Below are 25836 nucleotides of genomic sequence, written 5' to 3'. Positions count from 1 at the left end.
TCAAGGAGAAAGACATGGGCAAGACAGCTCTGGTGGTCGGAACAAGCGGCATTGCGGGCAGTGCCACCGCGGATCTGCTGGCGCAGGAGGCATGGTCGGTGCTGGGTCTGGCACGCCACTCTGCCGCGCAGCCCGGCGTTACCCCCATCGCGGCGGATCTGCAGGATCCGGCAACCCTGACCGCCGCGCTGGCCGGGCACAGGCCCGATGTCGTGTTCATCACCACCTGGTCACGCCAGGCCACCGAGGCGGAGAACATTCGCGTCAATGCCGCCATGGTCCGCAATCTGCTTGATGCGCTCCGCCCGGCAGGCAGTGTGGCGCATGTCGCGCTGGTGACGGGCCTCAAGCATTACCTCGGGCCGTTTGAAGCCTATGGCAAGGGCGCTCTCCCCCAGACCCCGTTTCGCGAGGAGCAGGGACGTCTCGATGTCGACAATTTCTATTATGCGCAGGAGGATGAGGTCTTTGCCGCCGCCGCACACGATGGTTTCGGCTGGAGCGTGCATCGTCCGCACACCATCATCGGCAAGGCGGTGGGCAATGCCATGAACATGGGCACCACGCTGGCGGTCTATGCCACGCTGTGCCGGGAAACCGGGCGGCCTTTCCGTTTCCCCGGGTCGCCGGCGCAATGGAACGGTTTGACCGACATGACCGATGCGCGGCTGCTTGCCCGCCAACTGCTGTGGGCTGCCACGACGCCCGCGGCCCGCAACCAGGCTTTCAATGTCGTCAATGGCGATGTTTTCCGCTGGAACTGGATGTGGGGCCGCATCGCCGAATGGTTCGGTGTGACGCCCGCGCCCTTCGATGGCGAGATCATCCCGCTGGAGGTCCAAATGGCGCAGGATGCGCCTTTATGGCTTGGAATTGCCGCGCGCGAAGGTCTGGTCGAAGCCGATCTTTCCCGTCTGACGAACCCCTGGCACACCGACGCCGATCTGGGTCGCCCGATCGAGGTTGTCACTGACATGAGCAAAAGCCGCAAGCTCGGTTTCACCGCCTATCAGGCGACCGATGAAGCCTTTTTTGATCTTTTCAAACAGCTGAGGGCCGACCGATTGATCCCATGATCTGGAGATGGCCAGAGTGAACCGCGTTCTTCTCCGTCTTGGCTCGTGTGGATAGACGGTTGGTTTCGACATGCTACCCTTGGGCCGTGAACGTCGGCCATGTCAGCGGGCGAGGGCACCGTTCGCCAAACATCAATGTTCGGGCAATCCATACAGCTTTTCCGTGGCTCTGCCCTGAACGAAAAGGCAGGTTGTGGAGGGTTGGCTCCCCGCCGCGAATGGCCGGTTCGTGGCGGGGAGAGGCTTAAAATCCAGGCCTTGACTGTCGCCAGATTGATCTTGTTCCAGACGTATCAGCGCTGCCTATGCCGGTCCCAAAAATGATGATTGTATTTTGGTGGCTTGCGATGGCGTAAGAAACGCAAAACACCAAAAAGGGAGAGAAACGTTTAGAAGGCCTTATGCCATCGGATCGGGTATATGCTCGCTCTGACCGTGTTGAGGACTTTGCGCGCCATGGCCCAGCGTGAGGCGCAGCAAGGAATGCCGGCAATGGTGCCTGCTACCGCGCCAGCGGAGCCCGATGCGATACCGCTTTACGGCAAGGCGACCATGGGTAGCGCAGCCAACGAAATCTGGTCGAAGTCTGGCGATGTGGATTATACCGTGCGCAACGTCACCCGGCCTACGTTGACCCCCGTGCTGCCCGATCCGACCAAGCCGCCGAGCTTGAGCAATCCTGATGCAGCGGCTGATGGGCGTGAGGCAGTCAAGCTGGTGCGGAGCTTTACGCCGATTTCCTGACGATGACCATGGAGTGGGCCTTTGCCGGCGTGCTGGACCGGCCCGGTCTCGATCTGGTGACGCGCGAATTTGTCATCACCGCCTGCTGCGTGACGCGCGGTTAGGCCGGCGGAGATGCTGCTGGTATCGACCGCGGCCCAACGTGATCGGCTTCTTCCAGGCGATGGATGCCTTGCCCGTGCCGCATCGCATGGAAGAAGTTACACAGGTCTACCAACGTTTTGCCCGGAGCATCGTCGGCCCGGTGGTGACAGGCTGAGCTTACCGCAGCACGTCCCGCGCCCTGGCTTCCAGAGTCGAGAGCAGCAGGCGCAGGCGAGGCGGCATCGGTCTGCCCGGGGCGTAAAGCGCATGAAGATCGAAGGGCGGCACGGTAAATTCCGGCAGCAAGGGGATCAGCGTGCCCTGCCTCAGATCGTCCGCGCAGACCGGTTGTTGCAACACGCCGATCGCCCCTCCGCCCAGCAGCAGCGCATGCAGGGGGCGCCAATGGCTGACGGTGATTACGGTCTCGATGGGCGTAGCCACCATGCCGCCATCGGGTGCGTGCAAAGGCAGGCGGTTGCCGTGGAACAGCCCCGCCACCCGGGCAAAGCCATGGCGGGCAAGGTCTACGGGGTTTTCAGGCCAGCCATGCCGGTCAAGATAGGAGGGCGCGGCCACCAGCACCCGGCGCACCATGCCCAGCCGCCGCGCGACGAAATGCCCCTCGCCGACAGGGCCGAGGCGCAAAGACAGATCGACGCCTTCGGTCACCGGATCGACGACCTGATCGTTGAGTACCAGATCGATCCGCAACGCGGGATGATGGTCACGCAGGTCGAGCAGCACCGGCGTCAGCAAAACCTCGCCCAATCCATGGGGTGCCGCGATCCGCAAAGTGCCGCTGAGAGGCTGGTCCTTTTGCGCGACCGCCATGGCATCGTCAGCCGCCTCGATGGCCAGCTTGCAGCGCTCGTAAAAGGCGGCCCCGGTGTCGGTTACGGACATCGCCCTGGTGTTCCGCCGCAGCAAGGGCGCGCCGAGATGTGCTTCGAGCCGGGCGATCCTTTCGCTCACCGCCGGCTGCCCCAGACCCAGATCGCGCGCGGCGGCCGAGATGCTGCCGCGTTCCACGATCCGCACGAAGACGCGCATGGCTGCCAGAGTGTCCATGTGCATATATCTATCGTATTTTCCGATGAATGAAAGCGGTTTGAGATGTCTACCGATCGGGCATCCTATCACTCACATAGCTGCCCGGCCTGGCGCGCGGGGCGGCAGGCAGCATGTTGAGAGGTCCCTATGAACGACATCAGACTCTATATGTTTCAGTCGGGCAGCCAGTGCTGCAAACTGCATGACATCAAGATGAATCAGGGTGATGGAGCCGATTACACCATCCCCGTGCCGTGGTTCCTGCTCACCCATCCCAAGGGGCATGTCGTCATCGATGGCGGTCTGGCGGTGGAGGGTCTGGCCGACCCGAGGGCCTATTGGGGCGACGCCGTGGATGCCTATCGCCCGATCATGAGCCCTGAACAGGGCTGTGTCGCACAACTGGCCAGCCTGGGCATCGCGCCGGAGGCGGTGCGCTTCGTGGTGCTCTCGCATCTGCATTCGGACCATAGCGGCGGCATCGGTCGTTTCCCCAAGGCCATCCATGTGGTGCAGCGGCGTGAGTATGAGTATGCTTTCGCGCCCGACTGGTTTGCCGCAGGAGCCTATGTCCGCAAGGATTTCGATCGGCCCGGTCTGGCGTGGCACTTGCTCGATGGTACCGGGCCGGATGGTTACGACCTCTATGGCGACGGCGTGTTGCGCATGATTTCCACGCCCGGGCATACGCCGGGGCATCAGTCGTTTCTGATGACTTTGCCGCGCCATGGCGCATTTCTGCTGGCTGCCGATGCGGTCTACACGCTCGATCACTGGAACGAGAAGGCCTTGCCCGGCTTCATGGCCTCGGCAGTGGATGCGGTGCGTTCCGTGCAGGCCTTGCGCGTTCTGGCGGAACGGACAAACGCACAGGTCGTGACAGGGCATGATCCGGAAGCCTGGCCGTCCTTCAGGCAGGCACCGGCTTTTTACGATTGATCATCCGGCAGAGCGTAACGCTTATGGCATTGCGAGAAAGCGTGGGTTGACGGACATCCCATGCGCCAAACGCCTGATCTCAGGTTAAGCGTCGGTTGTGACGCCACGCCTACCCAGTTATGCAAATATGTTTTCGTCGACCGGGATTGTCAGGCCCCTTTTGACGAGGCCCAACGTTAATTTGATTTTGGAGAACGAATATTAGCGAGGCGCTTGGAAGCAACCTGCAAGAATGGCCGGTTTCCCAAATGTCATCGTTTGCGGGAGTGCATGCACGTTCCCCGCGATGTCCGATTGTGGCAATAGACACCATCGATAGGAGGCGACCATGACATTCACGATAGAACCCATAGGGCATGTCCGGGGTGGCCGGGTTGATCCGATCGACGACGATTGGGGAAGCAGTCGAACGACCATCGAACTGGATTCGACACAGGTGGATGCCGTCGCGCTGGCCGGGCTGGATGCGTTCAGTCACGCCGAAATCATCTTCCTGTTCGACCGCGTGCCCGAAGAGAAGATCGAACGAGGCGCGCGTTACCCACGAGGTCGCGAGGACTGGCCGCTGACGGGTATCTTCGCACAACGGGGCAAGAACCGCCCCAATCGGCTTGGCGTGACGGTGTGCCGGGTCTTGAGTGTCGAAGGTTCGCGGCTGAATGTCGAGGGTTTGGACGCCATCGATGGCACGCCGGTGATCGACATCAAGCCGGTGATGCGCGAGTTCTTGCCTCGCGGTGAGATTCGACAGCCAGAATGGGTGTCCGAACTGATGGCTGCTTATTGGTAGCGTGAATCCTATTTTGCCATCGTTTGCGGGACAACTGCTCATGCTACCCGCCTCCCCGAAAGCGGTAAGGCCGCCTCCCACCGGACCTGCCCCTACATGGCTAAATGGGATATCGGGCTATAAGTGGCCGGATCTGGCGACGGTTGTTGTAAGGCAGGACATGCCTCAATGCCCGCTTGGTGCCAAAGCCGTTCGGTCAGCGCATGCGTGGGTCACATGAACAACCGGCAGTTTTTGACGATCTCCATCAGACCCTCGCACGGCGGCTTTGTCAGCGATTTCAGAATTTCATATCGATACCGAACCTTATCGTGCGTGGTCTCAGCGGCGTGATCTGATTGCCCTGTGCAAGCCCGAAAGGATTGCCGAAGGAAAAGGTGTTGGCGCGCACATTGCCCAGATTGTCCGCCATCAGCGACAGGCCCAGTCGACCGATCTGGATGCGCGCATTGGCCCCCAGCACCACATAACCGCCCTGCGTCACGCCCTGATCGGCGCCCACGCCCAGCACCGATCGGCCGATGTAGCGCATTGTCGCGCCCGCGCTGACCGGCCATTGCCTGCGCCATTGCCCGTTCCAGCGCGCCTCGGCGCGAATGCCGCCGCGCGCCACATTGGGCAGGGTCTGCGACAGGCTGGAGGCATAGGCGGGCGCTGGATCGTTCAGGCGGCTGTCATTGAGGAAAGCCGCCGCGCTCAGCGTCCAGGCAGAAGCCGGGTGCCAACCAAGCTCGCCATCCAGCCCATAGATAAAGCCATGGCCGATGTTCGCGGTGGTGATCAGGCCATTGCTGCCCACCAGATCGGCCTGGATGTTGGCCCAATCGGCAAAGAACAGCGCGCCGCGCAGCCACAGGCGGTCATGATCCTGCCGCCCATAGCGCAGGCCCAGCTCGTCCATGCTCAGATTGTCGGTCTCGAAACGCTGGCTCTGCACCCCGCTGCCTGATGACGCCACGGACAGGCCGCCGGGACGATAGCCCTGCTGGTAATGGAAAAAGGCAGAGACCGGACCGCCCGGATGCCAGTCGAAGGCCAGCGTGTGCGACAGCCGCGCGGAAAGATGGGTGGCGCGGTTGGAAAAGACCCCCTGCGTATCGACCAGAAAGCCGGCGCTGTTGGCGATGGTCAGCCGCTCGCCCACTGTTACCGTGAGGCGGTGGCCCAGTGGAAACGACACTTCGCCGAACAGCGCCCCCTCGCTGCGTGTGTTGACCACCGTCGCCAGCGGCGCTTCCTCGTTCAAAGGCCCCAGACTGCGCATGAGCGCGCTGGCATTGTAGAGGGTTGAGGCGCCCAGCACCCAGGGATGGCGGCGGCTGTGCCCGCTCAGCCGGATTTCCCCGGTGAAAAGAGTGATGTCGTTGAGTTCGGTATAGCGCGCGGGCGCGGCGGTGCCGTCATAGCCCGTCGCATCGAAGACCGTACTCAGATCCTGCTTCACAAAGCCAAGGCTGCCGGTCATATCCGCCCAGCTCAGCGTGCGCCGGGCGGAGACATAGCCCATCCGCTCATTGTTGTGGAAGGGCTGGGCAATGGCACTGTTGCGGGTCAGTTCGGGCGTGCCCAGCAGCGTATATTGCCCGTCCGCGCTGTAGAGGTTCTGGAACACCATGCCCAGATCGACCTGCCAGCCGCCCAGATCGTCCAGCCGCACCGCCAGTCGCTGGCCATAGCTGGAGCTGCGATTGATGTTCTTCAGTGCGCGTGAGGGATCATCGATATAGCCGCCCGACTGGCTGGCATAGGCCACCATCCGCACCGCCGCCTTGCCATGCACCAGCGGCAGGTTGATCATCGCGGCGCCATCCTCGCCCACGGCGCCCGACCATGTGGTGCTCAGACCTGCCGAGGCAGTGGCGGCCACGGCATGGCTGTCGGGCGCATTGGGCACGAAGCGGATGATGCCGCCCAGCGTGCCGGCGCCATAGAGCGTGCCCTGCGGGCCCACCAGCACCTCGACCCGGTCCATGTCATAGAGGTTGAGGTTGGGATCGGGCGCGTTGTAGTTCAGGCGGATGTCGCCCAGATATTCGCCCACGGTGGACTGGGTGGGGCCGTTGAAGCTGCTGTCGGCAATGCCGCGGATGAACAGCTTGTCGCGCCCGTCGCCCAGATTGGTCGAGGCCAGAATGGGCAGCAGCCGCGCGATGGCCCCTGTGCCCGAGGCGGCGTTTTCGGCCAGCCAGCCCCGATCCGTGGCGATGACCTTGGCCGAGCCGGGATAATGGTTCAGCTCCACAGCCTGCTTGCTGGCGGTGACGAGAATGTCGGTCTGGGCCAGCGTGACGGGCACGGCCACAGAGGCAGGGGGCGGGGCCTGGTGAGGCAGGGCGGAGACGCGGATGGTGTGCGGATCGATAAATTGCGCCTTGGCGTCGATGCCGCGGATCGCCTGACGCAGCGCGCCATGCAGGCTGCGCGCCTCATGCACCCCGGGCGAAGGGCGGGTGCCCAGCACCGGATCGGTGACCAGAATGGTGGCATGGCCTGTCGCGCCGATGCGCGCCAGCACCTGGCCCAGCGGTCCGGCGGGGCTTTCGTAAGTGCCGGCCCTTGCCGCCGGGCTGACCAGAAGCAGCGGAGCGCACAGCAGGATGCCCAGTGCATCCCGCCGCGGGCCGTCAGGGCGTGGGACCATGGGCGGGCTTCAGGATCCATGTCTTGCCCTGCTTCACCACCCGGACATTGAGCGCCGAGGCGAGCAGCGGGATGCGGACAGGTGTGATATCCTGCACATCGATCGTGCCGAAGACCGGTCGGTGCGCGATCCGGGCATCCACCCTGATCGCCGCGCCCAGCACCCGGCCCAGATCCTGCGCCACCTGTTCGAGCGGGCTGCCATCATAGCTCAGCCGCCGGTGCCGCCAGCTGCCGACCGTGTCATGGTCGATGGGTGAGACCCGCGCCGTGCCTGCCGCGGTATCGGCCTGCATCTGTTGCCCGGCATGCAGAGGGATCGATTGCCCATCGGGCCGGTAATCGACGGCGCCTTCGGCCACCGCGATGCGCGTCTGATCGGGCAGGCTCACCACATTGAACAGCGTGCCGATATCGACAATCCGGCTGGTCCCCATCTCCAGTGTGAAGGGATGCTGCGTGTCATGCTGCACGGCGAACAGGGCCTCGCCATGGTCAAGCCGGGCGAAGCGGGCATCCTTGCGGTCAAAGACCATCTGTGTATCGCCATTGAGCGTGATCTGCGTGCCCGCGTCGAGGTCGATCGTCCGGCTTTCCCCCGGCGCCGTGGTGATCTGATAGCGGCTGGAGCCATGCTCTCCAAAAGGGCCCCCAACCAAAGCCAGAACCAGCCCCGCCGCCAGCGCGCCGCCCGCGCCCGCCGCCCAGCGCCAGCGTCGCGCGGGGGCAGGGGCATCGTCATTGGCGGCGACGGGTTGAGGCTCCGCAGGCTGGGGCGCGGGAAAATGCAGATCGGGCAGGGCGGAATCGAGCGCATGATCCATCGCCTCCACCTCGGCATAGGCCTCTGCGTGGTCGGGGTTCTGCGCCAGCCAGTCGGCGAAGGCATCCCAGTCCGCATCGCCGCCATTGCGCAAGCGAATATGCCAGCGCAGCGCGGTTTCGGTCAGGTCGGATGCGGTCTCAGTCATGGTGATGGCCCTGTTCATGAGCAGGATGCCGCGCCGGCCCGCTTTCCTCATCAAATTTTTTGCGCGCCTGCAGAATGTCGAGATAGGCCCGTGCCAGATGCTTCTCCACCGCGCTGACGCTGATGCCCAGATCGGCGGCGATGGTCTTTTGCGGCACGCCATCCAGCCGGAACAGGCGAAAGATCGTGGCGGTGCGTTCGGGCATGGCGGTGATCACGCCCTGCAGCAGATGCAGATGCTGGCTGGCGATCAGCACGGTTTCCGCCGAGGGCTGCGGATCGACCTCTCGCATAAAGCCGCTTTGCGCGTCGACCCAGCTCTCGTCGCGCCGCCGCCGCCTGGCATCGCCCCTGCGGTGCAGCAGGAACTCATTGGTGGCCATGCGATAGAGATAGGCGCGCGGCTGATCGACCGGTCCGGTTTCCTGCTCCGCCAGTTTCAGGCCCATGCTTTGCAGAATGTCCTCGGCTTCGTCGGGCATGGCGCCGCGCAGCCGCAGGAAGCGCAGCAGTTCGGGGCGGGCAGGGAGGAAGGTCTGCAACAGACCGCTATCGGGCATGGACCAACTGTGATGTTTCGAGGAAGGGGATCAGGCGCGTGTACGCATGAGGATAAAACCCTTCTGCCCCGCGTCAACATGGGAGAGTATCCCGGATTTTTGATTTAAAATCATATATTGTCAGTGGTTTGTATAAAATATCGCAAGCCGCGACGATTTCCGGTGAGGATTCCAGACCGCCATGGTGTCTCAGCCATGAAAGGACGAGATTCATGCCCCCCGACGATCCTGAACTCCCCCCTGTCTCTGCCCCAACATCGCTGGAACCGCTGGAGCGGACCGTGGTGGCGCTGGGTCTGCGCGATCCCTTGTGGAGCGCGCAGGCTCCGCATTCTCGTCGCTGGTTTCACGTCAGGCCGGTTGAGGCCGGGCGCCTGCAACTGGCCAATCCCCGGCTGGAAGGCCTGCGCCGTTTTGTCATTCTGCTGCGCCATGGTCAGCCGGTCGAGGAGGATGCCATCACCTTGCTGCGTTGTGGTTTCAACCACAGCCAGATCCTTGAAGCGCGCAGCCTGACCGACAGCCACGCGGAGGCCTGACCGGCCCGCCATTCCTCCTCATTGCAGGCTCACGTCCATCCACGTTTGCGGTGGAGGGCGAAGCTTGCCCAACCCCCAGAAAGAAAACGCATGAAGATTTTCACCACCATCACCTGCGCCACCTTGGCCCTGCTCACCGTGCCTCAGGCGCGGGCGCAGGATGTCGATGCCGCTGCGCAAAGCGATGCGCCGCGCAATGGCGACCATATTGTGGTTGGCCTGGGCGCGCTTTATGCCCCGGCCTATGAAGGGGGCGATAAGTATCGCGCCCTGCCGCTGCCTGCCGTCGACATCAAGCAGGGCCGCTTCTTCGCCAATCTGCGCGATGGCGTGGGCGCCAATCTGCTGGACACCGATCTGGTCACCGTGGGGGCGAGCATTACCTACACGCAGGGCTATCGCTCCAAGGATGTGCCCGCAGGGATCGGCGCGGTCAATTTCGGGGCGGGCGCGCGCGGTTTCGTCTCGTTCCACGATCAGGGCGTGATCTTCACGCTTGGCGCCACGCAGGGCTTTGTCGGCGGCACCAAGGGGCTGGTGGCCGATGCCAGCCTGTCCTACCCGGTCGCTGTCACGCGCCGCCTGACGGTCATCCCCACTCTGGGCACGACCTGGGCCAATGCCAAATTCAACAACCGCTATTTCGGCATCGACACGATACAGGCGGCGGCCTCGGGGCTGAACACCTATGCCCCTGGCTCGGGCTTCAAGGATGCCAGTGCCAGCCTGACTGCCAGCTATCGCCTGACCGACCATATCGTGCTGAGCGCCTCGGGCGTGGTGACCACGGTGCTGGGGGCGGATGGCCGCAGCCCGCTGGTGGTCCACAAGACGCAGCCTTCGGGCTTCCTCTCGATGGTCTACCGTTTCTGATCGCCCGGCCTTCCGGATATGTGCGGGCTATCACCTTGCGCTGCGGAGGGCCGACAGCGACGGCTGGGGCACCGATCGGGTCATCCCCCCAACGGATCTGATCGCGTTGCTCCAGCCGCTTCTTTCGCGTTGGTGGTGCTTCGGAGCCCCAGCCTGACAGCCTATCCCGTCATGACATGGTCGTGATGTATGTTGCCCTCACGGCCGGCGCGCCATTCTCCCTCACCGCTTTTGCCAGGAGCTTGGATGTATGGCTGAAAGTGAAGGGGATGTGGCAAACACCCTGAACCTTTAGCAGGCCCGCTAGGCCAGCCACCTAATAGCCTCAACCGGTGACCACGGCCTATGAACGCATGGCACCTTATGAGGGGCTGGTCAGAGGGCCCTGAGTGCCCGGTTTGTCAGCGCCTGCTGACCGTTGGACGCGATGTTTGGCACTGAACCGCCCCGGATTTCCCGATAGCACCCGCCTCGGAGAGCAGTGTCGGCTCGGTCCCTTATATGTAGACTTCAGGAAGGTCGAGGTGTTCTCGTTCCTCACGGCAAGCAGGTGCATGATGCCATGCAGGCAGAAGATTGGCGTGCATTTGGCTTCTAATAACATGAGCGACCGCGAGCATCAGAATTCAGCAAGGAAATTGGTATAGCAGCTATGACCTTGCGCAAGGGTATGACATGAACCGTCGGTCAATGTTACGGCGTCTCGCTGGTGGGGCGGTTCTGGTGGCGAATGCCGCAATGCTGGGCGGATGCCAGGTCGGTTTCCAGCGGTCGTTTCGATTTCGCATGACGGTCGAGGTGCAAACCTTGCATGGCGTGAAAAGCGGGTCTGCAGTTTACGCGGTGACTGCTGCCCCTTACTTCGATCCAACCTTGCCCAAGGTTGGCATGGTCGGAGGGCTGAAAGGTCAGGCGACTGTGGTTGATCTGCCGGATGGGCCTCTGTTTGCATTGCTCAAGTTGCCCATGGCTGGGGGCGGTTTAGGCGATATGGCTGTAAATGCGCTGAATGGCGGGCCTCCTATTGATCAGAAGGATTGGATCACCGCCGTCGGCAGATTGAGCCATGAATCACGGAAGGCCGACATTCCTCCCGAGAAGTGGCCTCTGATGGTGCGGTTTCGGGACATCAATGAGCCGGGCAGTGTGGAAATGATCGATCCGATGGCTATCGGGGTCAAAAAAATCCGGGTGGAAACCACGAGAGATCCAGTGACGACCGGGATTGAGAAACGATTTCCGTTGTGGTTCCACAGCTTAATTCTTAGTCGCTCGAATCTGAGTGGACATTCGATGAGTGTGATCAGTGGAAATGCTCTACCTGATGCAATGAGTCCTGCGGATTTCAGTACGGATATTGAAAAATAAGTAATTTAAGACGGTATGGCAATTTTTTCGTCGAAACGGTTCGCAGCCCTTTTTTTGGTATGCTTATAAAAGACCATCGTCGAATGTATACGAACTGTACGGCGCGGTTCCGTCAATTGTCATTGAAGGAGGTCTCAGCCGGTGCGGGGTGTGGATTTACCGCACCGGCGATTGGTTATGCTTTGAGTGCCAGTGTTGCGATAAAAGTTGGTATGTAGCGGTCAATTAGGAAACGCGGGGTCAGCGCCTGATCTTCCTGAAAACCAGCGATCTGAAAGCCGACGTCGATCTGACCGGCGATGAGGTCGGTGAGGCTGTGGCCAAACACCAGTGCCTCGCCGCGTTCGACCTTGGCCGCCAGAGCTGTCGGTTCCAGATCTACCGTATCGGCATAGGGGATGGCATACAGCGGTCGAATGAGACCTTGCGCCTGAAGATCCGGCGAGCGGTCACCAACAAAGATGATAGGATTGTAGAAGCTAGCCAGCAGCCGGCCTCCCGGGCGCAGGACACGGAAACATTCACGCCAGACGGGGCGGACATCGGGCGCATAATGGTTCGAGATCGGGTGAAAGACGATGTCGAAACATGCGTCATCGAACGCCGAAAGATCAGCCATGTCGCCCTGCACCGTCACCAACGACAGCCCATCCCGGGCTGCCACTTGCCTGTCATGTTCAAGCTGATGGTGCGATGTGTCGAAGACGGTGACTTGCGCACCGGCGGCGGCCAGAACAGGCGCCTGTTGCCCTCCCGCCGAGGCAAGGCAGAGAATTTTCCTGCCTCGGACATCGCCAAGCCAGTGGCGGGGAAGATCGTTTGGCGTCAACTGGACCGACCACAGGCCGGATCGCGCTGCCGCGATGATCGCAGGGGAGACAGGGCGCGACCATTCGCAATCATGCTTGGCCAATCGGTCCCAAGCGGCCTGATTATGGGTATGGATGTCATGAGCCGTGGAGAGAGAATGTTTCATAAAGAACCTGACAGGTCTGTGCCCGGCCCACATTGCCTTTATCACCAGAAGGTCTTCAGGCCGGACTTGGTAGATGATCCATCATGCGAAAGGCGCATGATCAAGGCTTGCGCGAAAACCGCTTCAGAGCTGGTCAATATGCGCAGACGCTTGTTTTAGAGGATCACGACACTTTGCTCCGTTAGTCCGTTTATAGTTAGCATCAGACCAGGGCGATGGCAATGTGCCGGCTTTGGGGCACCTTGGTCCTTTTGAGGCATGCCCATAAGGGACCACGCCACCACAGCGCTATGACACAGATGCCTCCGGCATATACGGTGCGGTTCAACTGGTGTTGTCCTCGCCTTCGCGCGCTAACTCTCTTCGCCAGCGCGTCGGGCAATCGCTTGATTTACAAAAATATCGATGCAGATATTGTGAGCTTTACCAAATGTATCGACATAGTTTCTTAGTGCTGCCGGTGCAGCGTGCAAAACTTGGGAGACGATCGCATCGAACGTGTGCTGCGTAATTTCCTCTCTGCCCGGAAGCGTCGAATTCTGAAGTATGGTGTGCGCAACGATTTCCAATACAGCACGGCGATATGGGACGGTTTCAAGGACGGAAAGGTCATCCGTTGAGATTTCGAAAGAGAAGCTGAAGCTGAGAAAACCAGAATCGACTGGAAGCGAGTAGATCAGTTTACCGTCAAGCTCATCGACGTAGGGTTCATATCCGTCGCCGAGTCGTCTGATTTTTCTCATTTCTCTTCCTGACCAGGAAATCATAACAGGCTGTTGCGGATCGTCAAACCGGTCACGCAACGCCGCCCGCTCTATCGTCGATTTGCTTCGCCCGTCATCTGTGTAAATCGGGTTACAGGAGGCTGCCGCATGGCTGGGTGAAGCCTGTTGCGCTCCGCGACCATCTGCACACCAGCTAAGCCATTCGTGTGAAGGAGGCGAAACGGCCAAGCTTCAGATATTCATCACATCAGCGCATTCATGTTTGCTGCGGTGTCGCGATGGCAGCGCTGAGCGGGACAAGGCAGAGCAGCCCGGCCAGCATCCAGAAGGACGCCGTCAGGCCAATGCCCTTGGCCACGAAGCCGATGGCCGCGGGCCCCACGAGAACGCCCGCATAGCCCGTCGTCGCCAGCGCCGCGATCGCCAGATTGGCGGGCATGACGGTTTGCGCGCCGGCTTGACGGAACAGCACCGGCACGATGTTCGCCGCGCCAAGGCCGATCAGAATGAAGCCCGCCAGGGCCACGGCTGCGATCGGCGCAAGGAGCAGCATCAGAAACCCGCCGACCGCCACCATGCCGCCCCAACGCACAGCGGCGCGGTCTCCGATGCGGGCGGTCATGGCATCGCCCGTCAGGCGGCCCGCGGTCATGGCGATGGCGAACAGCATATAGCCGAGCCCGCCTTGCTGCACGCTCACAAGGCCCTTTCCGGTGATGAGCAAAGCGCTCCAGTCGAGCAGCGCGCCTTCGGCCAGAAAGGTGATCGCCGCAAGCGTTGCCAGCACCAGCACGATTCCGCGCGGCATGGAGATATGCGGCTCACCCTCGGCTGCTTTGAAGCGCAGCAGGCGGGGGGTGGCAAGGGTGATGGAGACCACGATCAGCACGGAACCGAGCATGGCGCTGCGCAGGGGGCCGGTGCCAAGGGAGAGCAGCAAGGTCATCATGGCCGAACCGGCAAAGCCGCCGATGCTGAACAGGGCATGGAAGCCCGACATCAACGGGCGGCTGCCGGCACGCTCCACCTCGACGGCATGGATGTTCATGGCGACATCGAGAGAGCCCAGGCAAGCGCCGAAAAGCAGAAGCGCAGTGCCCAGCAGGGCGGGCGTGCCGGCCACGGCAAGCAGAGGGAGAAAACCCGCCAGGCCCAATCCGCTGGCCAGAATGATCAAGCGGGGGCCATATTGCGCGCTGAGCGTGCCTACGGCCATCATGGCCGCGACGGAGCCGATGCCCAGACACAGCAACAACATGCCAAGCATGCCGGCGTCGACGGCCAGCCGCTGCTGCGCAAAGGGCACGAGGGGCGCCCAGCAGGCAATGCCGAAACCGGCGGCAAGGAAGGCCAGGCGCGTGGCAAGGCGCGCCGACGGCGAGTCAGCGTGAGGCATGGTCAAATCTCCGGGGCATATCAGGGCCGGCGCATCATGGGTTCGATGGCGCAATCAGAAGTTGGGTGGCGGCTGCAGCGGCAAGATGGGGAACCGCGCTGATGGCATCCTGCTCGACCACAAGCGCCGAAAGGCGGCTGAGCGGCGCGATGCGGTGCCGCGCGCGGGTCTCCAGCTTTTCGGTGGTGGCCATGACCACGATCTGGCGGCTGACATCGACAAGGGCGCGTTTGAAAATCGCATCGTCGCTGTCGAATGCGCCAAGTCCTTCATCGATGGAGAGGGCGCATGTGCCCAGAAAGGTGCGGTCGATGTTGAGCTGTTGCACCGCAAGGGTGGCAGCCGCGCCGACGCAGCCGCCAACGTCCGGATCGACCGGCCCCCCGATCATGATGACGGGAATATCGCCCAGCGCCAGCACGGCGGCGGCAATGGCAATCGCATTGGTGGCCACGCTGATGCCGATGTCGGTGGGCAGCATGGTGGCCAGGGCCAGATTGGTGCTGCCATTGTCGAGGAACAGCAGTTCCCCCGGCTGAATGAGGGGCAGTGCAGCGGCTGCAAGGTTGCGCTTGTTGTCCTTGCCTTCCCGCATGCGGGTGCTGATCGGCGTCGATGCGGGGGACAGCGGCAGGGCGCCGCCATAGACGCGGCGGCAACGCCCTTGCGCGGCCAGCGTCCGCAGATCACGCCGTATGGCATCCTCCGACACGTCAAACTCGATGGCCAGATCGGCGGCGCTGACGGCATGGCCTTCGTCAAGGCGGCGGCCAATGTCATCGCGGCGGGCAAGGGGCGGGGTGTTCATCATGAACGTGCAATACCATGCAAAACATGCCTTGTAAATGCATGGTCATGCGTGTTTATAGTCATGAAACTTGCATGATTCGGCATAGACGCCTCACCATCATGCATAAATGGATGTTTTATGATGACATGGCCCCCCGCCGCCTTCCTGCATCACCTTGCTGATATCGCGGATCGTGAAACCTTGCCCCGCTTTCGAACGGATCTGAAAATCGAGACCAAATTCAAGGAGGGCTGCAGTTTCGATCCGGTGACCGCAGCGGACTACGAGGCCGAGATCGCCATCCACGCGGCCATTGCCGCCGCCTTTCCCGACCACGCGATTCTGGGCGAGGAAATGGGGCTGACCGGAGGCGGTTCGCACTGTTGGGTGCTCGATCCGGTGGATGGCACAAGGCCCTTTATCTGTGGCTTGCCGGTCTGGGGCACGCTGATCGGCTTGATGCTTGAGGGCCGCGCACGGATGGGCATGATGTCCCAGCCCTTCACCGGTGAGCGCTTCTGGGCCGACGCCGATGGCGCCTTTTATGAAAGGGCAGGGCACCGGCACCCTTTGGCGACGCGGGATGTCGGCGCCCTTTCGCACGCGATCTTGCACACAACCTCGCCCGAGCATTTTCCTGAAGACCTGAAACGGGGTTTCGACAGGCTGGCAGGGGCGGTGCGCATGACCCGTTATGGCGGCGAATGCTATGCCATGGCGATGCTGGCGGCAGGGCATATAGACCTGGCCGTCGAGCCGTCTCTGCAGCCCTATGACATCGTGGCGCTGATCCCGATCATCGAGAAGGCGGGTGGGGTCGTCCGACGGATCGATGGAGGGCGTCCCGAGGAAGGTGGGCCAATCATCGCGGCGGCCACGGCGGATCTTTGCGATCGGGCGCTGCGCGTGCTGCTGGCGTGACCTTCTCCCTGTGACTTTCCCCGTATCCCGCCGTCCCGACCTCTTTGGGGGCGGCCAACCTGCCGCCCCGGATTCTTCTCCGGGGCGGCCTTTTGTGGGATCGCAGCACGATCGGCGAGGTGGAACGCGACGAATGCAGCGGAGGCTGAAGGATCGAAATCTCAAATGAGCAGAAGGCTGCTATCGACTGCCCGCTATGGGATGTATTGGTCCGCTTTATGAGCGGCTCTCTCCACCGGGTCGAAACAGCGCCTCTCGACCCCAATCACGCCGTTCGCGCATACCGGCGTGAGCGACGGAAAGCCGGCAGGGGCTGAGGCCAATGCATATGCTTTCAGCTGGCTGGGGGCTGTCGGAGATGGGATCTGCCCTTGCCGCCGAGGGTATTGGCCGGTCTGTCTTTGGCGTGCCTCATAAGAATCTACTCAGGCCAAGCCGGGAGATCACCGACACGATGGCTCAATTCGAGACTGTCAGTGTCCGGCAGGTCGCGAAAGCCCCGATCAGGATAATTGGCCAGCCCGCTCCGGGTTCGGCGAACCAGGCCGCCAGCGCATGGCCCAGGGCAACAAGCCCCGTCCGCGCGACCGGATCGGCCTGCGGGGCCGGGATGGAACGTTCCTGCAAGGCTTGCGGAACGTCCCTGAGCAGCGGGGCCTGTTTGGCAACCTCCCGTTCCTGCAATGTCGGCGTGGCGGCGATGATGTGCCGGCGCGGTTCGGATATGTAGCGCTGCCAGGCCCCGAATGGCTGCGCTACCCACCTTGCCCAGACAGGAAGATCTTCAAATCAGACCAAAAGACGTGAGGTCTGGCCGTGCATGCCTCAGGAGTTGCTCGGCATCCTCAGGCAGCAGCAGGCGGTCCGCAACCAGAGTCTTGCAAGCCTTGACCAAAGCTGCGTGCCAGCCGGCCTCGTCGCCGTATCGCTCGGCAAAAGATGCACGCGGATCTCGCGCCGCATGTCGCGCCGCCTGGTCGGGCGCAAAAGGAAGCATCGCGCCATAGACGCTGTAGAGATGCCCCGGGGCATAGCCGCTCTGTCGCACCGTCCAGCCCGCATGGGTGCCGAGAGGGGCGCTGAGCAACGGATGGGCCACGCCCCGGGCGGTGTTGCCATCCGCATCGGTGGCCGGGACGAAGACCGGATAGTCCGGGCCCGCCACTGGCGGCACATGATCATGGTCACGATTGCGCAGCGCATTGAGATGCTGCGCGGCAGGCATGGCTGGCAAAGCGGGAAAGCGCGCCTGCCATGCCGCCAGCGTCATCAGCCCGCCATTGCCATGGGTGGGATAGGCGCTGGGAGGCGGCGCGATGCCGTCATCAACCCATTGCCGCATCGCAGCGATCAGCGCGCGCAGCAGCGAGCCATAGGTCAACAGATTGGTGGGTAGCGCCAGCACATGGCCTGAGGGCACCGGATAGTCGCCGTGGGCAACGCCGGCCGCCAGATAGGCGCGGACATCCTCCGGTAGTATGATGTCCTGACCCTGCGGATCGGTGACGATCAGCGAACCGCGCGCGGACCAGACCTCGGAATCGGTGTCGAGATGCATCACCTTGGGCGATACACCCTCCGCGCGGGCGCGGGCGAGGATATCGTCGGTCTGGCCGCTCACCGGGTCGCGAGTGGGCGTGTAGGTGAAGGGGAACTGGTCGCCGGGAAAGTCGTGATCCTCATGCTGGCGCGAATAGCGGCCCGGCTGCGAGAAGGGCGCGTTGACCCAGGCCTTGCGGCTGCCGCCGATGATCGGGATGATGCCATCGAAGACCGGGCGTCCCGAAAGATCGGCGTTGAAGCCCTGCCAGACGAAATCGCGCAGCACGCGCCCGCTCTGCGACAGGCCGAAGCCCATGATGCGGCGGATCGCTGGGGTGTCCGTGTCGCTGCGCCACAGCGGGTTGGCATGGCCTTGCGCATCGGCGGCTTCGTGCCGGAAAAAGCTGAGCGCGTCACGGATGCCGGCATAACCCAGCCCCATCACGACCGGATCGCGGGCTTCATAGAGAAATTCGTGGATGGCCCCCCGGTCGATGCCCGTACCGGGAGCGATGGCGATGCGGATGCGCCGGTCATCGATCCATTCCCAAGTGACGCCCTCGGGAAGGCTGCGTGGCGCATCGGCGCAAGGGCGCACCGAGAGGCTTGCCTTGTCGCGGTCGGCTGCGGGGTAGGACAGATGGAGCACAAAGCCGCTGTCGCTCACGTCGCTGATGCTGGCGCCACGGATAGAATCCACGGCATCCACCACAACTTCTTCGCGCGTCATGCCGGTGTAGCCTGACACCACGGGCAGATCGGCCAGCATCGGGCCGCCGGCGGGTTCGACATTTCCCTGCCATGCGGTCCACAGGACAGTATGGCCTTCGCGCATCAGGAAAGCATTTCCCAACTGCTCGACCGTTTCGGGCATGACCGAAAAGGGCGCATTGTTGATCCGCATGATCGCGCGCTGTGAGCCACGATTGAGGAAGTCGTAGAATATCCAGCCGCTGCCCCTGGCCGCATCGACCGGCGTGTACAGGCAGAAATCCAGGCGATATTCGATCATGCCCCTTTCATTGACCGGGGCACGGTCAATGAGTGCGATCCCGGCGTTAGCGGGCTCGGCGGGATCGGCCTCCATATGCAGGCAACCTGCCAGGCGCATATAGGGGCCATGTTCGCCGAAGGCGGCGCCATCGAAGGCAGGCTCGTCGCGGCGGGTGATCTCGATCCGGCGGACGCTCATTCCGGGGCCTCCGGGGTCCACACGTCGGAGCCGGCGATCTTCACCACAATATCATTGGGGCGCACCAGATGGTTGAGGATATAGGCATAGAGCAGTCCTTCGCGCGCAGCAAACAGCGGCGTGCGACCTTGCTCCGGATCGTCGGCAGCCGGGTCGATGATGTCGGCGATATGCTGGCCCTGTGCCACGCGGGTTCCCAGAGGCTGGCGATAGACGATCACGCCGCCGACCGGCGTGCGCTGCATCAGGATCGCCTTGTGGGGGCTGAGCGTGCCCGGCCAGGGCGTGGCCGCAGGAGCTGGCGAGGTGATCACCCCGGAATCGCGCAGGAAGTCCATGATCGCGGCTGCATCGCCACCGGCCAGTTCGTCCGACACATCGGTGACGCCGCGCAGCTCCAGCGTCGCCGAGACGCAGGGCTGGCCGATGGCGGCTTCGGGATAGGCCTCGGCGATCGTGTGCCAGATGCGCGACGAGGCGGAATCGAAGAGCAGCGGCGTATCGGTGACATGCACAACATCGGGCGCGACGCGGTCCACCAGCGCCTGCATGCGCGTCATCGACCAGGGCCCTACCACCATGCCCGGCACAGCGACCAGTTCGGTGTGAACGTCGAGCACGATATCGGCCCGCGAGGCTTCACTGAGCAGCGCCAGCTGCATGGCCACCACTTCGTTCGGGCGAGGCAGGGCGGCGAGCAGGGCGGCGATTTCCGCGCGGATCAACACCTGATTGGCCATCTGATCGTCGCCCAGCCTGCCAGCCAGGCGCGACACGGCCAGCTGACCAAGGTCAGGCCAGCCACGATTGTAATTGCCGCCGCCGTCGAGCGCCTCGCGCCCGATCTGGTTGCCCAGCACATTGTCGGACAGGCCGATGGGATTGGCATAGGGCACCAGCACGATCTCACCCTGGATCTCACCCTTGCGGTCGGCCTCGATCACGGCGGCCAGCAGGTGGTGCAGGATGACGAGGCCCGGTGTCTCGTTGGCATGCAGCGCGGCCTGCACATAGACGCGCGGACCGCTGCCACCCTTGAAGCGGTGAAAGCGGATCTGGCGGCAGGTGCCGGGGCTGGTGGCGGGCAGGGCAACCGTGTCGATGGTATGGGTCATGCAAGGTCCGGGTCAGATTGAGTGAGGGCGTCACGGGCCGGATAGGCGCCGAGTGTGAGGAGAAGGACGCAGGCCACGCCGATCAGCGCGGCGCTGCCGACAAAGAGGGTGGGATAGGCACCGGCCTGCTGCGACAGGCGGGTGAACAGCCAGGGCCCAAGGCCAGCGCCGATGGCAAAGCCGATGTAGATCAGCCCATAGGTGGCGCCATAGACCAGGCGTCCGAAATAGCGCGAGATCAGAAAGGCCAGCGCGTCATATTCGACACCCGCCGCCGTACCCAGCACGAAGACCAGCAGGCTGGCGAGAGGCGCGGAAAGGTGGACATAGGCCAGCGCCACCAATGCGGCCGCTGTGGGCAGCAGCATCACCGCCACCACTGCGGGCGCCCAGAACCGGTCCAGCATTGCGCCCGTAACCAGGCGACCAGCGATGATGCCCAGTCCATAAAACGCGGCGATCTCGACGGCGCTGCGCCGGTCAAAGCCGCTCTGCGTGAGGAAGCGTTCGAGATTGGGGATAACCCCTGAAATGGCCAGCGACAGCACCAGAAAGGCCCCCGCCATGATCCAGACGTGGCGGTTGGCAAGCATCTGGCTCAGGCGCGGCTTGGCGTCCGGGGCAGCCGCAGCGCTTGGCAGGGCAGGCGTATCGCGGGGGAGGAAAAACCATGCGATCGGCCAGGTGATGGCGAGCAGGCAGGCGCCGATGGCGACGAAGCCTAAACGCCACCCCATGCTGTCGAGCACCTGAAAGGCCAGCAGCTTGATCCCGCTGCCGAACAGTCCGGTTCCCACCATGCAGATGCCCAGCGCCAGGCCGCGTGCCTTGTCGAAATGGGCGACGACCATGCGCGTCCAGGTGAGCGGCAGCGTGCCCGCGCCCAGCAGGGTAAGCAGCGCGAAGGCTGCGTAATAGACGGGCAGCGAGGGGGTGATGAGCGATAGCCCCATCCACCCGAAACCGGCGCCCGCCACCGACCACAGGGCAACGCGCCGAGCCCCGATGCGGTCGACCAGCAGGCCGATGGGCGGTCCCAGCGCGCTGGCGCCGATCAGCACGATGGTCACCGCCAGCATGATATCGGCATCGCGCCAGGCGAAGGCCTTGGCCAGAGGTGCCAGAAACACCCCCAGCGTGTAATAGACAAAGGTCGTCAGACCGGTCCCGATGCCGACCGTCGCCGCCAGCAGAATGCGCCAACCGCGCCGTATTTCATCGAGACCGGTCAAACCGTTACTCCCTTAGAACGAATATTTGATCGAGGCGCCGAAGCTGCGCGGCTCGGCCGGCAGATAGCTGGTGCCGATCGAGGTCGGATAGGTCTGCGCCGTGATGACGTAGAACTTGTTCGTCAGATTGTTGACGAAAGCCGAGACTTCCACCTTCTGCACCGCCCAGGTCAGGCGAGCATTAACCAGAGCAAAGGCCGACTGCGACACGAATTTGGTCATGAAGGGTGAGAAGTAGGTGCGCGAGGTGTAACGCATGTCTGCGCCCAGCGTCAGCGTGCTGCCCTTCAGATCCCAGGTGTACGCGGTATCGATCGAGCCGCTCAGCTTGGGCGCGCGGGCCATCTGGAAGCCGTTGACACTCACGAAGGGCGAGCCGGCCAGGCTGACGTTCTGAAGCGCCAGATTGCCATATTTGCTGTCCAGAGCCGTGCCGTTGATCCCGATATGGAAGGCACGGGTGGGATGCCAGGACAGTTCCAGATCAAGGCCTTTGATGGTGGCGGAGCCGGCATTGGTGGTGATGGGCACCGTGCCGTTGGCGGGAAGCTGGGTGACCTGCAGGTTGGTATAGTCGTAATAGAACGCCGACAGGTTGGCCGTGACCGTGTTCTTCAGCCAACTCGACTTGATACCGCCCTCATAGCTCCAGATCTTTTCCGGATTGAAGGGGGGCTGCACCGCGCTCGAGTTGAAGCCGCCGCTCTTGAACCCTTGCGTGGCAGTGGCATAGAGCATCACGTCGCGGTTGAAGGCATATTCCAGCCCGAACTTGGGCGTGGGCTGGTCCCAGGACCCGCGGCTGGGGGTGTTGAAGAAGAAGTTCTTGACCTCATGGCTGTAACGCACACCGGCCAGCAGTTTCAGCTTGGGCACGATCTCGTAGTTCAGATCGACAAAGGCGCTCATCGCCGAGACCGAATTGCTGGCGAGCAGGATACGGTCAGGCGTGCCGGGAGCAAAGCGTGAACGGATGTCGGCCGCCAGATCCTCATGCATATAGTCACCGCCGACCATCCAGTTGAAGCGGCCGGGCACTTGATTGTTGAACTGGATGCTCTGGGTGAAGGCCTTTGATGTCTCGAGGCCCTTGTAGGTCTCGTTGACCTGCGCCTGCGTGGCATCGAAATCGAGGACTCGGTTGGTCTCAGTGTAATTGTAGCCGGTCACACTCTTCATCGAAACCGGGCCAAGGTCATAGCTGATCGTCAGCGCGGTGCTGCGCGCATTGAGTTCAGCGTTGTTGGGCAGGTTGTAGTTCACGTCATAGGGACCGGACGGCACGGTGGCCGAGGGATATTTGGCCAGTGTGGGACTGGGCTGGCTGGTGTCCAGCTTGAAGGTTGTGCCTTTGCTGCCGTGCTGGTCGATGATCGAGCCGGTCAGGCTGATCTTGAGGCCATCGGCGGGTTCCACCAGCAGAGTGGCGCGGCCTCCCTTGATGTTCTGGCCGCCCACCGTCTGATTGGTGTAGAGATTGTGCATATAGCCATCGTCGGCGGTATAAACGCCGCTGACACGCAGCGCGGCGATCTGGCCGATTGGCACATTGACGGCAGCTTCGACGCGCTTGCGGTTGAAGTTGCCGTAGCTGGCCAGGCCATAGCCCTCATATTTTCCCAGCGTCGGCTGCTTGGTGACGGTCAGGATCGCCCCGCCGGTGGCGTTGCGGCCATAGAGCGTGCCTTGCGGACCCTTGAGAACCTCGACGTGGTCGAGATCCCACAGCGCTCCGAACACCGAGTTGCCGCGCGAGTTGTAAACGCCATCGACATAGGTCGCCACGCTGGGGTCCACGCCGATGCCGACCGAATCCGTGCCGATGCCGCGGATGAAGACGTAACCACGCCCAGCATTGTTATCGACCTTCAGGCCAGGGGTGAGCACGGCGATCTGGTCGAGGGTGGCAATGTTGCGCTTCTGGATCTCGGTGCCGCTGAGCACCTGGATTGCCATGGGAATGCTCTGCGCGCTGCCCTGGCGCCTTTGAGCGGTTACCACGATGTCACCCGACGTTTCCTCGGAAGGATGGGGGGCCGGCGCCGTATCCTCGGCAAAGGCCTGCTGTGCTGATCCGAGTGCTGTGAACAGCAAGAGTGCTGTCTTGAGTGTCATTCTGCGCTTGGCTGCTGAATTTGACATCATGGTCCCTCCTTACCCTGTTGACTGACGTGCGTCCCTGAAACTTTCACAATTTGTGTGAATGTGGACGGATCATGCGTGCATATGGACGCAATCTCAAGAGGCATCTTCGTGATTGAGGGGGCGGCGCATGGGGTAAATGACCACCATATCCACGAAAATATGATTTTATCAGGGAATTACAAAGCATTTTTTGGAAGAATGTTATCTTTAAGTTCCCTCGTTGCTCCGATGATATGTGAAAATGGTTGCAAATGTGGAGCAGTGTCCATACCCAAAGGGCAAGCATTTTTCTGGAGGTCCGCCATGGGGCGAGTCATTCGTGTTACCGAATCAGGTTCAGGTCTTAACTGTCGCATCGAACTGCTCGATGGGCAGGCACCGCTCAACGCCGAGGCACTTTGGCAATTGGCTGGCGGCGGAGCGGATCATTTTGCGCAGCATGCGATGTGGACCGGGCCGGAAATCTCGTGCCCCATCACCAGTGACGCCTTTCCGACCGGCACCGGTGCTTTTGCTGCAATTCCCTTGGAAAACGCGACGAGCTTTCCGGCAGCCGGCGATATTGCGACCGTGTTCGCGCCCAAGGGCACTTGGGTGGGCCAGCCTCCGGCCGACTTCTTCGATATCGGGCTGTTCTATGGCGATGGCGCCCGACTGCTGATGCCCATGGGCTGGATCATGGCTTCGGTCAGCGGACGTGTCGTTGCCGAGGACATGGACGCCTATGTCGCGGCCTGCCGCGCGATCCGCCGCAGCGGCGCCTGCAAGTTGCAGTTCGCGCAGGTCAGCGGCCAGTGACGGCCATGGACCCGGCCATGCATGACAAAATTCAGCCCGAGCGCAGTTTATGGGCGATGAAGCCGCGTAAGCGGGTGGATATGGCGTCCTTGACGGGCAGGGTCGATGTCGAGGTGGCAATCGTGGGCGGCGGCTTGCTGGGCGCCAGCACGGCCTATCATCTGGCGCAGGCCGGCAAGGCGGTGGCGCTGATTGATGGCGAGCGCTGGGCGGCCTCGGCCACGGCGGCCAGCGCGGGGATTGTAGCGCCCCAACTGGTGCGTGCCGAGCCTGCCGACATCATCAAGCGCCTGGGCCCCGGAGCCGCGGCTGGGTTGCTTGGCCTTTATGCCGAATGCGGCACCTACACCTTTTCGCTCATCCGAAACGAAGGCATTGCGTGCGACGCGGTGCAAGGCGGCTTTCTGGCTCCTTATGTTACCGAGGCTCAGGCCGCCGCCGCCCGGCGCGCCGTTGAGCAATGGCAGCCCTACCGTCAGGATCTGCGCCTCATCGACGCGCAGGAGGTTGCAGCCCTGAGCGGTTGCACCGGCTACGCGGGCGCCGTGCTTGACCCCACAGGCGGCGCGCTGGATCCGCTGGCCTATCGGACCGGCCTGCTTGCCTGTGCGCAAGCCTTGGGCGTGCAGTGCTTCAATGGCGACGTTCAGGGCGCCGTCCAGAAGGTCGATGGCGTTTACCGCCTGGCCACACGCGCGGGCGAAATCCGCGCCCGACGCGTCATTCTGGCAGCCAACGGCGGCAATGCCGGTTTGTGGCGGCCCCTGTCGCGCAGCCTGTTGCCTCTGGCTGTCTGCGAGATGGCCACCGCCGTCGTTCCTGAGGATCTGCGCGCGCTTATCCTGCCACAGGGGCACGCGTTGACGGATGTGCAGACCGACATCTTCACCATCCGCTACGATGCCGAAGGGCGGCTCATCACAGCCCGCGCCATGCCCGATGTGATGGATCACGAGAAGTTGGAAGCGGAAGCCAATGCCCGCATGACGGCCATGATACCGGGCTGGAGGCATCTGCCGCTCGAACGGGTCTGGACCGGCATGGCCTGGCTCAATTCAGACCTGACGCCCCGGCTCGTGCGCTGTGACGAAGGCGTGCTCGCGATCCAGGCCTGCAACGGGCGCGGGGTCGCCATGTCCTCGGTCATCGGCCGTGAAGCGGCGAACTGGGCGTTGGACCCTGCGGCGCCATCGCGCATGCCCCCGCAGCCGCCGCGTGCAATTCCAGGCTATTTCTTCGCTCGCCATGTGCCGCGACTGATGATGGCCGGGGCCGGGCTTCGCCGCCGCCTTATCGGGAAAAGTCATAATTCTTAACAGGAAACCATCATGTCTTTCTTGTCTTCGCGTATCACCTCATCGTCCAAAA

General features: G+C 62.6%; 23 protein-coding genes. 10 read left to right on the top strand and 13 right to left on the bottom strand.

Annotated elements, in window-relative coordinates; all coding sequences use genetic code 11:
• Positions 1-14: 14 nt before the first annotated feature.
• Positions 15-1076: an SDR family oxidoreductase gene (locus SR3_RS10785; RefSeq protein WP_068085162.1), complete on the top strand. Its 1062-nt coding sequence runs from the start codon at positions 15-17 to the stop codon at positions 1074-1076.
• A gap of 420 nt (positions 1077-1496) precedes the next feature.
• Positions 1497-1820: a hypothetical protein gene (locus SR3_RS32080; RefSeq protein ID WP_068085159.1), complete on the top strand. Its 324-nt coding sequence runs from the start codon at positions 1497-1499 to the stop codon at positions 1818-1820.
• 261 nt (positions 1821-2081) lie between these two features.
• Here SR3_RS32080 and SR3_RS10775 read toward each other — a convergent pair whose 3' ends face one another.
• Entirely contained in the window at positions 2082-2975 is an 894-nt protein-coding gene (locus SR3_RS10775; protein WP_068085156.1) for a LysR family transcriptional regulator, read from the bottom strand.
• A gap of 129 nt (positions 2976-3104) precedes the next feature.
• Here SR3_RS10775 and attM point away from each other — a divergent pair, with 129 nt between their 5' ends.
• Together attM and SR3_RS10765 are read left to right on the top strand one after the other, a co-directional pair.
• Positions 3105-3896: an AttM family quorum-quenching N-acyl homoserine lactonase gene (gene attM, locus SR3_RS10770; RefSeq protein ID WP_068085154.1), complete on the top strand. Its 792-nt coding sequence runs from the start codon at positions 3105-3107 to the stop codon at positions 3894-3896.
• A 328-nt stretch (positions 3897-4224) separates the two neighbouring features.
• Positions 4225-4686: an SAM-dependent methyltransferase gene (locus SR3_RS10765; protein WP_068085150.1), complete on the top strand. Its 462-nt coding sequence runs from the start codon at positions 4225-4227 to the stop codon at positions 4684-4686.
• Positions 4687-4966: 280 nt separating this feature from the next.
• Here the strand turns inward: SR3_RS10765 and SR3_RS10760 are convergent, their stop codons facing one another.
• The 3 genes from SR3_RS10760 to SR3_RS10750 are packed head-to-tail and all read right to left on the bottom strand — an operon-like array spanning position 4967 to position 8856.
• Complete coding sequence (locus tag SR3_RS10760) at positions 4967-7327, bottom strand: TonB-dependent receptor (protein WP_068085147.1); 2361 nt, start codon at positions 7325-7327, stop codon at positions 4967-4969.
• On the bottom strand, positions 7311-8297 hold the full coding sequence (locus tag SR3_RS10755) for a FecR family protein (protein ID WP_068085144.1): 987 nt from the start codon (positions 8295-8297) through the stop codon (positions 7311-7313). The genes SR3_RS10760 and SR3_RS10755 overlap by 17 nt, the downstream gene beginning before the upstream one ends.
• A complete protein-coding gene (locus SR3_RS10750; protein ID WP_068085141.1) occupies positions 8290-8856 on the bottom strand; it encodes an RNA polymerase sigma factor in 567 nt (188 codons plus the stop codon). The genes SR3_RS10755 and SR3_RS10750 overlap by 8 nt, the downstream gene beginning before the upstream one ends.
• 212 nt (positions 8857-9068) lie before the next feature.
• Between SR3_RS10750 and SR3_RS10745 the strand changes: the two genes are divergently transcribed.
• The 3 genes from SR3_RS10745 to SR3_RS10735 all read left to right on the top strand — a co-directional run bounded on the left by SR3_RS10745 (position 9069) and on the right by SR3_RS10735 (position 11636).
• Positions 9069-9395, top strand: a complete 327-nt coding sequence (locus tag SR3_RS10745; protein WP_068085138.1) for a hypothetical protein — start codon at positions 9069-9071, stop codon at positions 9393-9395.
• 90 nt (positions 9396-9485) lie between these two features.
• Complete coding sequence (locus SR3_RS10740; RefSeq protein ID WP_068085135.1) at positions 9486-10268, top strand: MipA/OmpV family protein; 783 nt, start codon at positions 9486-9488, stop codon at positions 10266-10268.
• 675 nt (positions 10269-10943) lie between these two features.
• Positions 10944-11636, top strand: a complete 693-nt coding sequence (locus SR3_RS10735) for a hypothetical protein (RefSeq protein ID WP_157098784.1) — start codon at positions 10944-10946, stop codon at positions 11634-11636.
• Between the two features lie 175 nt (positions 11637-11811).
• Here SR3_RS10735 and SR3_RS10730 read toward each other — a convergent pair whose 3' ends face one another.
• From SR3_RS10730 to SR3_RS10720, 4 genes are all read right to left on the bottom strand, one after another.
• Positions 11812-12612, bottom strand: coding sequence for a class I SAM-dependent methyltransferase (locus SR3_RS10730; RefSeq protein WP_068085130.1), 801 nt, complete (start codon positions 12610-12612; stop codon positions 11812-11814).
• 353 nt (positions 12613-12965) lie between these two features.
• Positions 12966-13565 (bottom strand): hypothetical protein, encoded by a 600-nt coding sequence (locus SR3_RS30555; RefSeq protein WP_218018802.1) that lies wholly within the window; start codon positions 13563-13565, stop codon positions 12966-12968.
• Positions 13566-13593: 28 nt separating this feature from the next.
• The gene (locus SR3_RS10725; RefSeq protein WP_068085128.1) at positions 13594-14733 is read right to left on the bottom strand and encodes an MFS transporter; all 1140 of its coding nucleotides are present in this window, start codon (positions 14731-14733) and stop codon (positions 13594-13596) included.
• A gap of 34 nt (positions 14734-14767) precedes the next feature.
• On the bottom strand, positions 14768-15544 hold the full coding sequence (locus SR3_RS10720; RefSeq protein ID WP_068085125.1) for a DeoR/GlpR family DNA-binding transcription regulator: 777 nt from the start codon (positions 15542-15544) through the stop codon (positions 14768-14770).
• Between the two features lie 117 nt (positions 15545-15661).
• Here SR3_RS10720 and SR3_RS10715 point away from each other — a divergent pair, with 117 nt between their 5' ends.
• On the top strand, positions 15662-16444 hold the full coding sequence (locus SR3_RS10715) for an inositol monophosphatase family protein (protein WP_068085123.1): 783 nt from the start codon (positions 15662-15664) through the stop codon (positions 16442-16444).
• Positions 16445-16903: 459 nt separating this feature from the next.
• Here the strand turns inward: SR3_RS10715 and SR3_RS31260 are convergent, their stop codons facing one another.
• From SR3_RS31260 to SR3_RS10695, 5 genes are all read right to left on the bottom strand, one after another.
• Positions 16904-17071 (bottom strand): hypothetical protein, encoded by a 168-nt coding sequence (locus SR3_RS31260; protein ID WP_157098783.1) that lies wholly within the window; start codon positions 17069-17071, stop codon positions 16904-16906.
• Positions 17072-17228: 157 nt separating this feature from the next.
• Positions 17229-19178: an alpha/beta hydrolase domain-containing protein gene (locus tag SR3_RS10710; RefSeq protein WP_068085120.1), complete on the bottom strand. Its 1950-nt coding sequence runs from the start codon at positions 19176-19178 to the stop codon at positions 17229-17231.
• Positions 19175-20293 carry a M14 family metallopeptidase gene (locus tag SR3_RS10705; protein ID WP_068085117.1) on the bottom strand — a complete coding sequence of 373 codons (1119 nt, stop codon included), beginning with the start codon at positions 20291-20293 and terminating at the stop codon, positions 19175-19177. The genes SR3_RS10710 and SR3_RS10705 overlap by 4 nt, the downstream gene beginning before the upstream one ends.
• On the bottom strand, positions 20290-21525 hold the full coding sequence (locus SR3_RS10700) for an MFS transporter (protein WP_068085112.1): 1236 nt from the start codon (positions 21523-21525) through the stop codon (positions 20290-20292). The genes SR3_RS10705 and SR3_RS10700 overlap by 4 nt, the downstream gene beginning before the upstream one ends.
• 12 nt (positions 21526-21537) lie before the next feature.
• Positions 21538-23640 carry a TonB-dependent receptor gene (locus tag SR3_RS10695; protein WP_281198720.1) on the bottom strand — a complete coding sequence of 701 codons (2103 nt, stop codon included), beginning with the start codon at positions 23638-23640 and terminating at the stop codon, positions 21538-21540.
• A 111-nt stretch (positions 23641-23751) separates the two neighbouring features.
• Between SR3_RS10695 and SR3_RS10690 the strand changes: the two genes are divergently transcribed.
• The gene (locus SR3_RS10690; protein WP_218018801.1) at positions 23752-24468 is read left to right on the top strand and encodes a DUF3830 family protein; all 717 of its coding nucleotides are present in this window, start codon (positions 23752-23754) and stop codon (positions 24466-24468) included.
• Positions 24469-24485: 17 nt separating this feature from the next.
• Positions 24486-25784 (top strand): NAD(P)/FAD-dependent oxidoreductase, encoded by a 1299-nt coding sequence (locus SR3_RS10685; protein WP_068085103.1) that lies wholly within the window; start codon positions 24486-24488, stop codon positions 25782-25784.
• Positions 25785-25836 lie beyond the last annotated feature (52 nt).

The organism is Novosphingobium rosa NBRC 15208 (assembly GCF_001598555.1).
Taxonomy (GTDB): domain Bacteria; phylum Pseudomonadota; class Alphaproteobacteria; order Sphingomonadales; family Sphingomonadaceae; genus Novosphingobium; species Novosphingobium rosa.
This window is presented reverse-complemented; position numbering and strand designations above follow the sequence as displayed.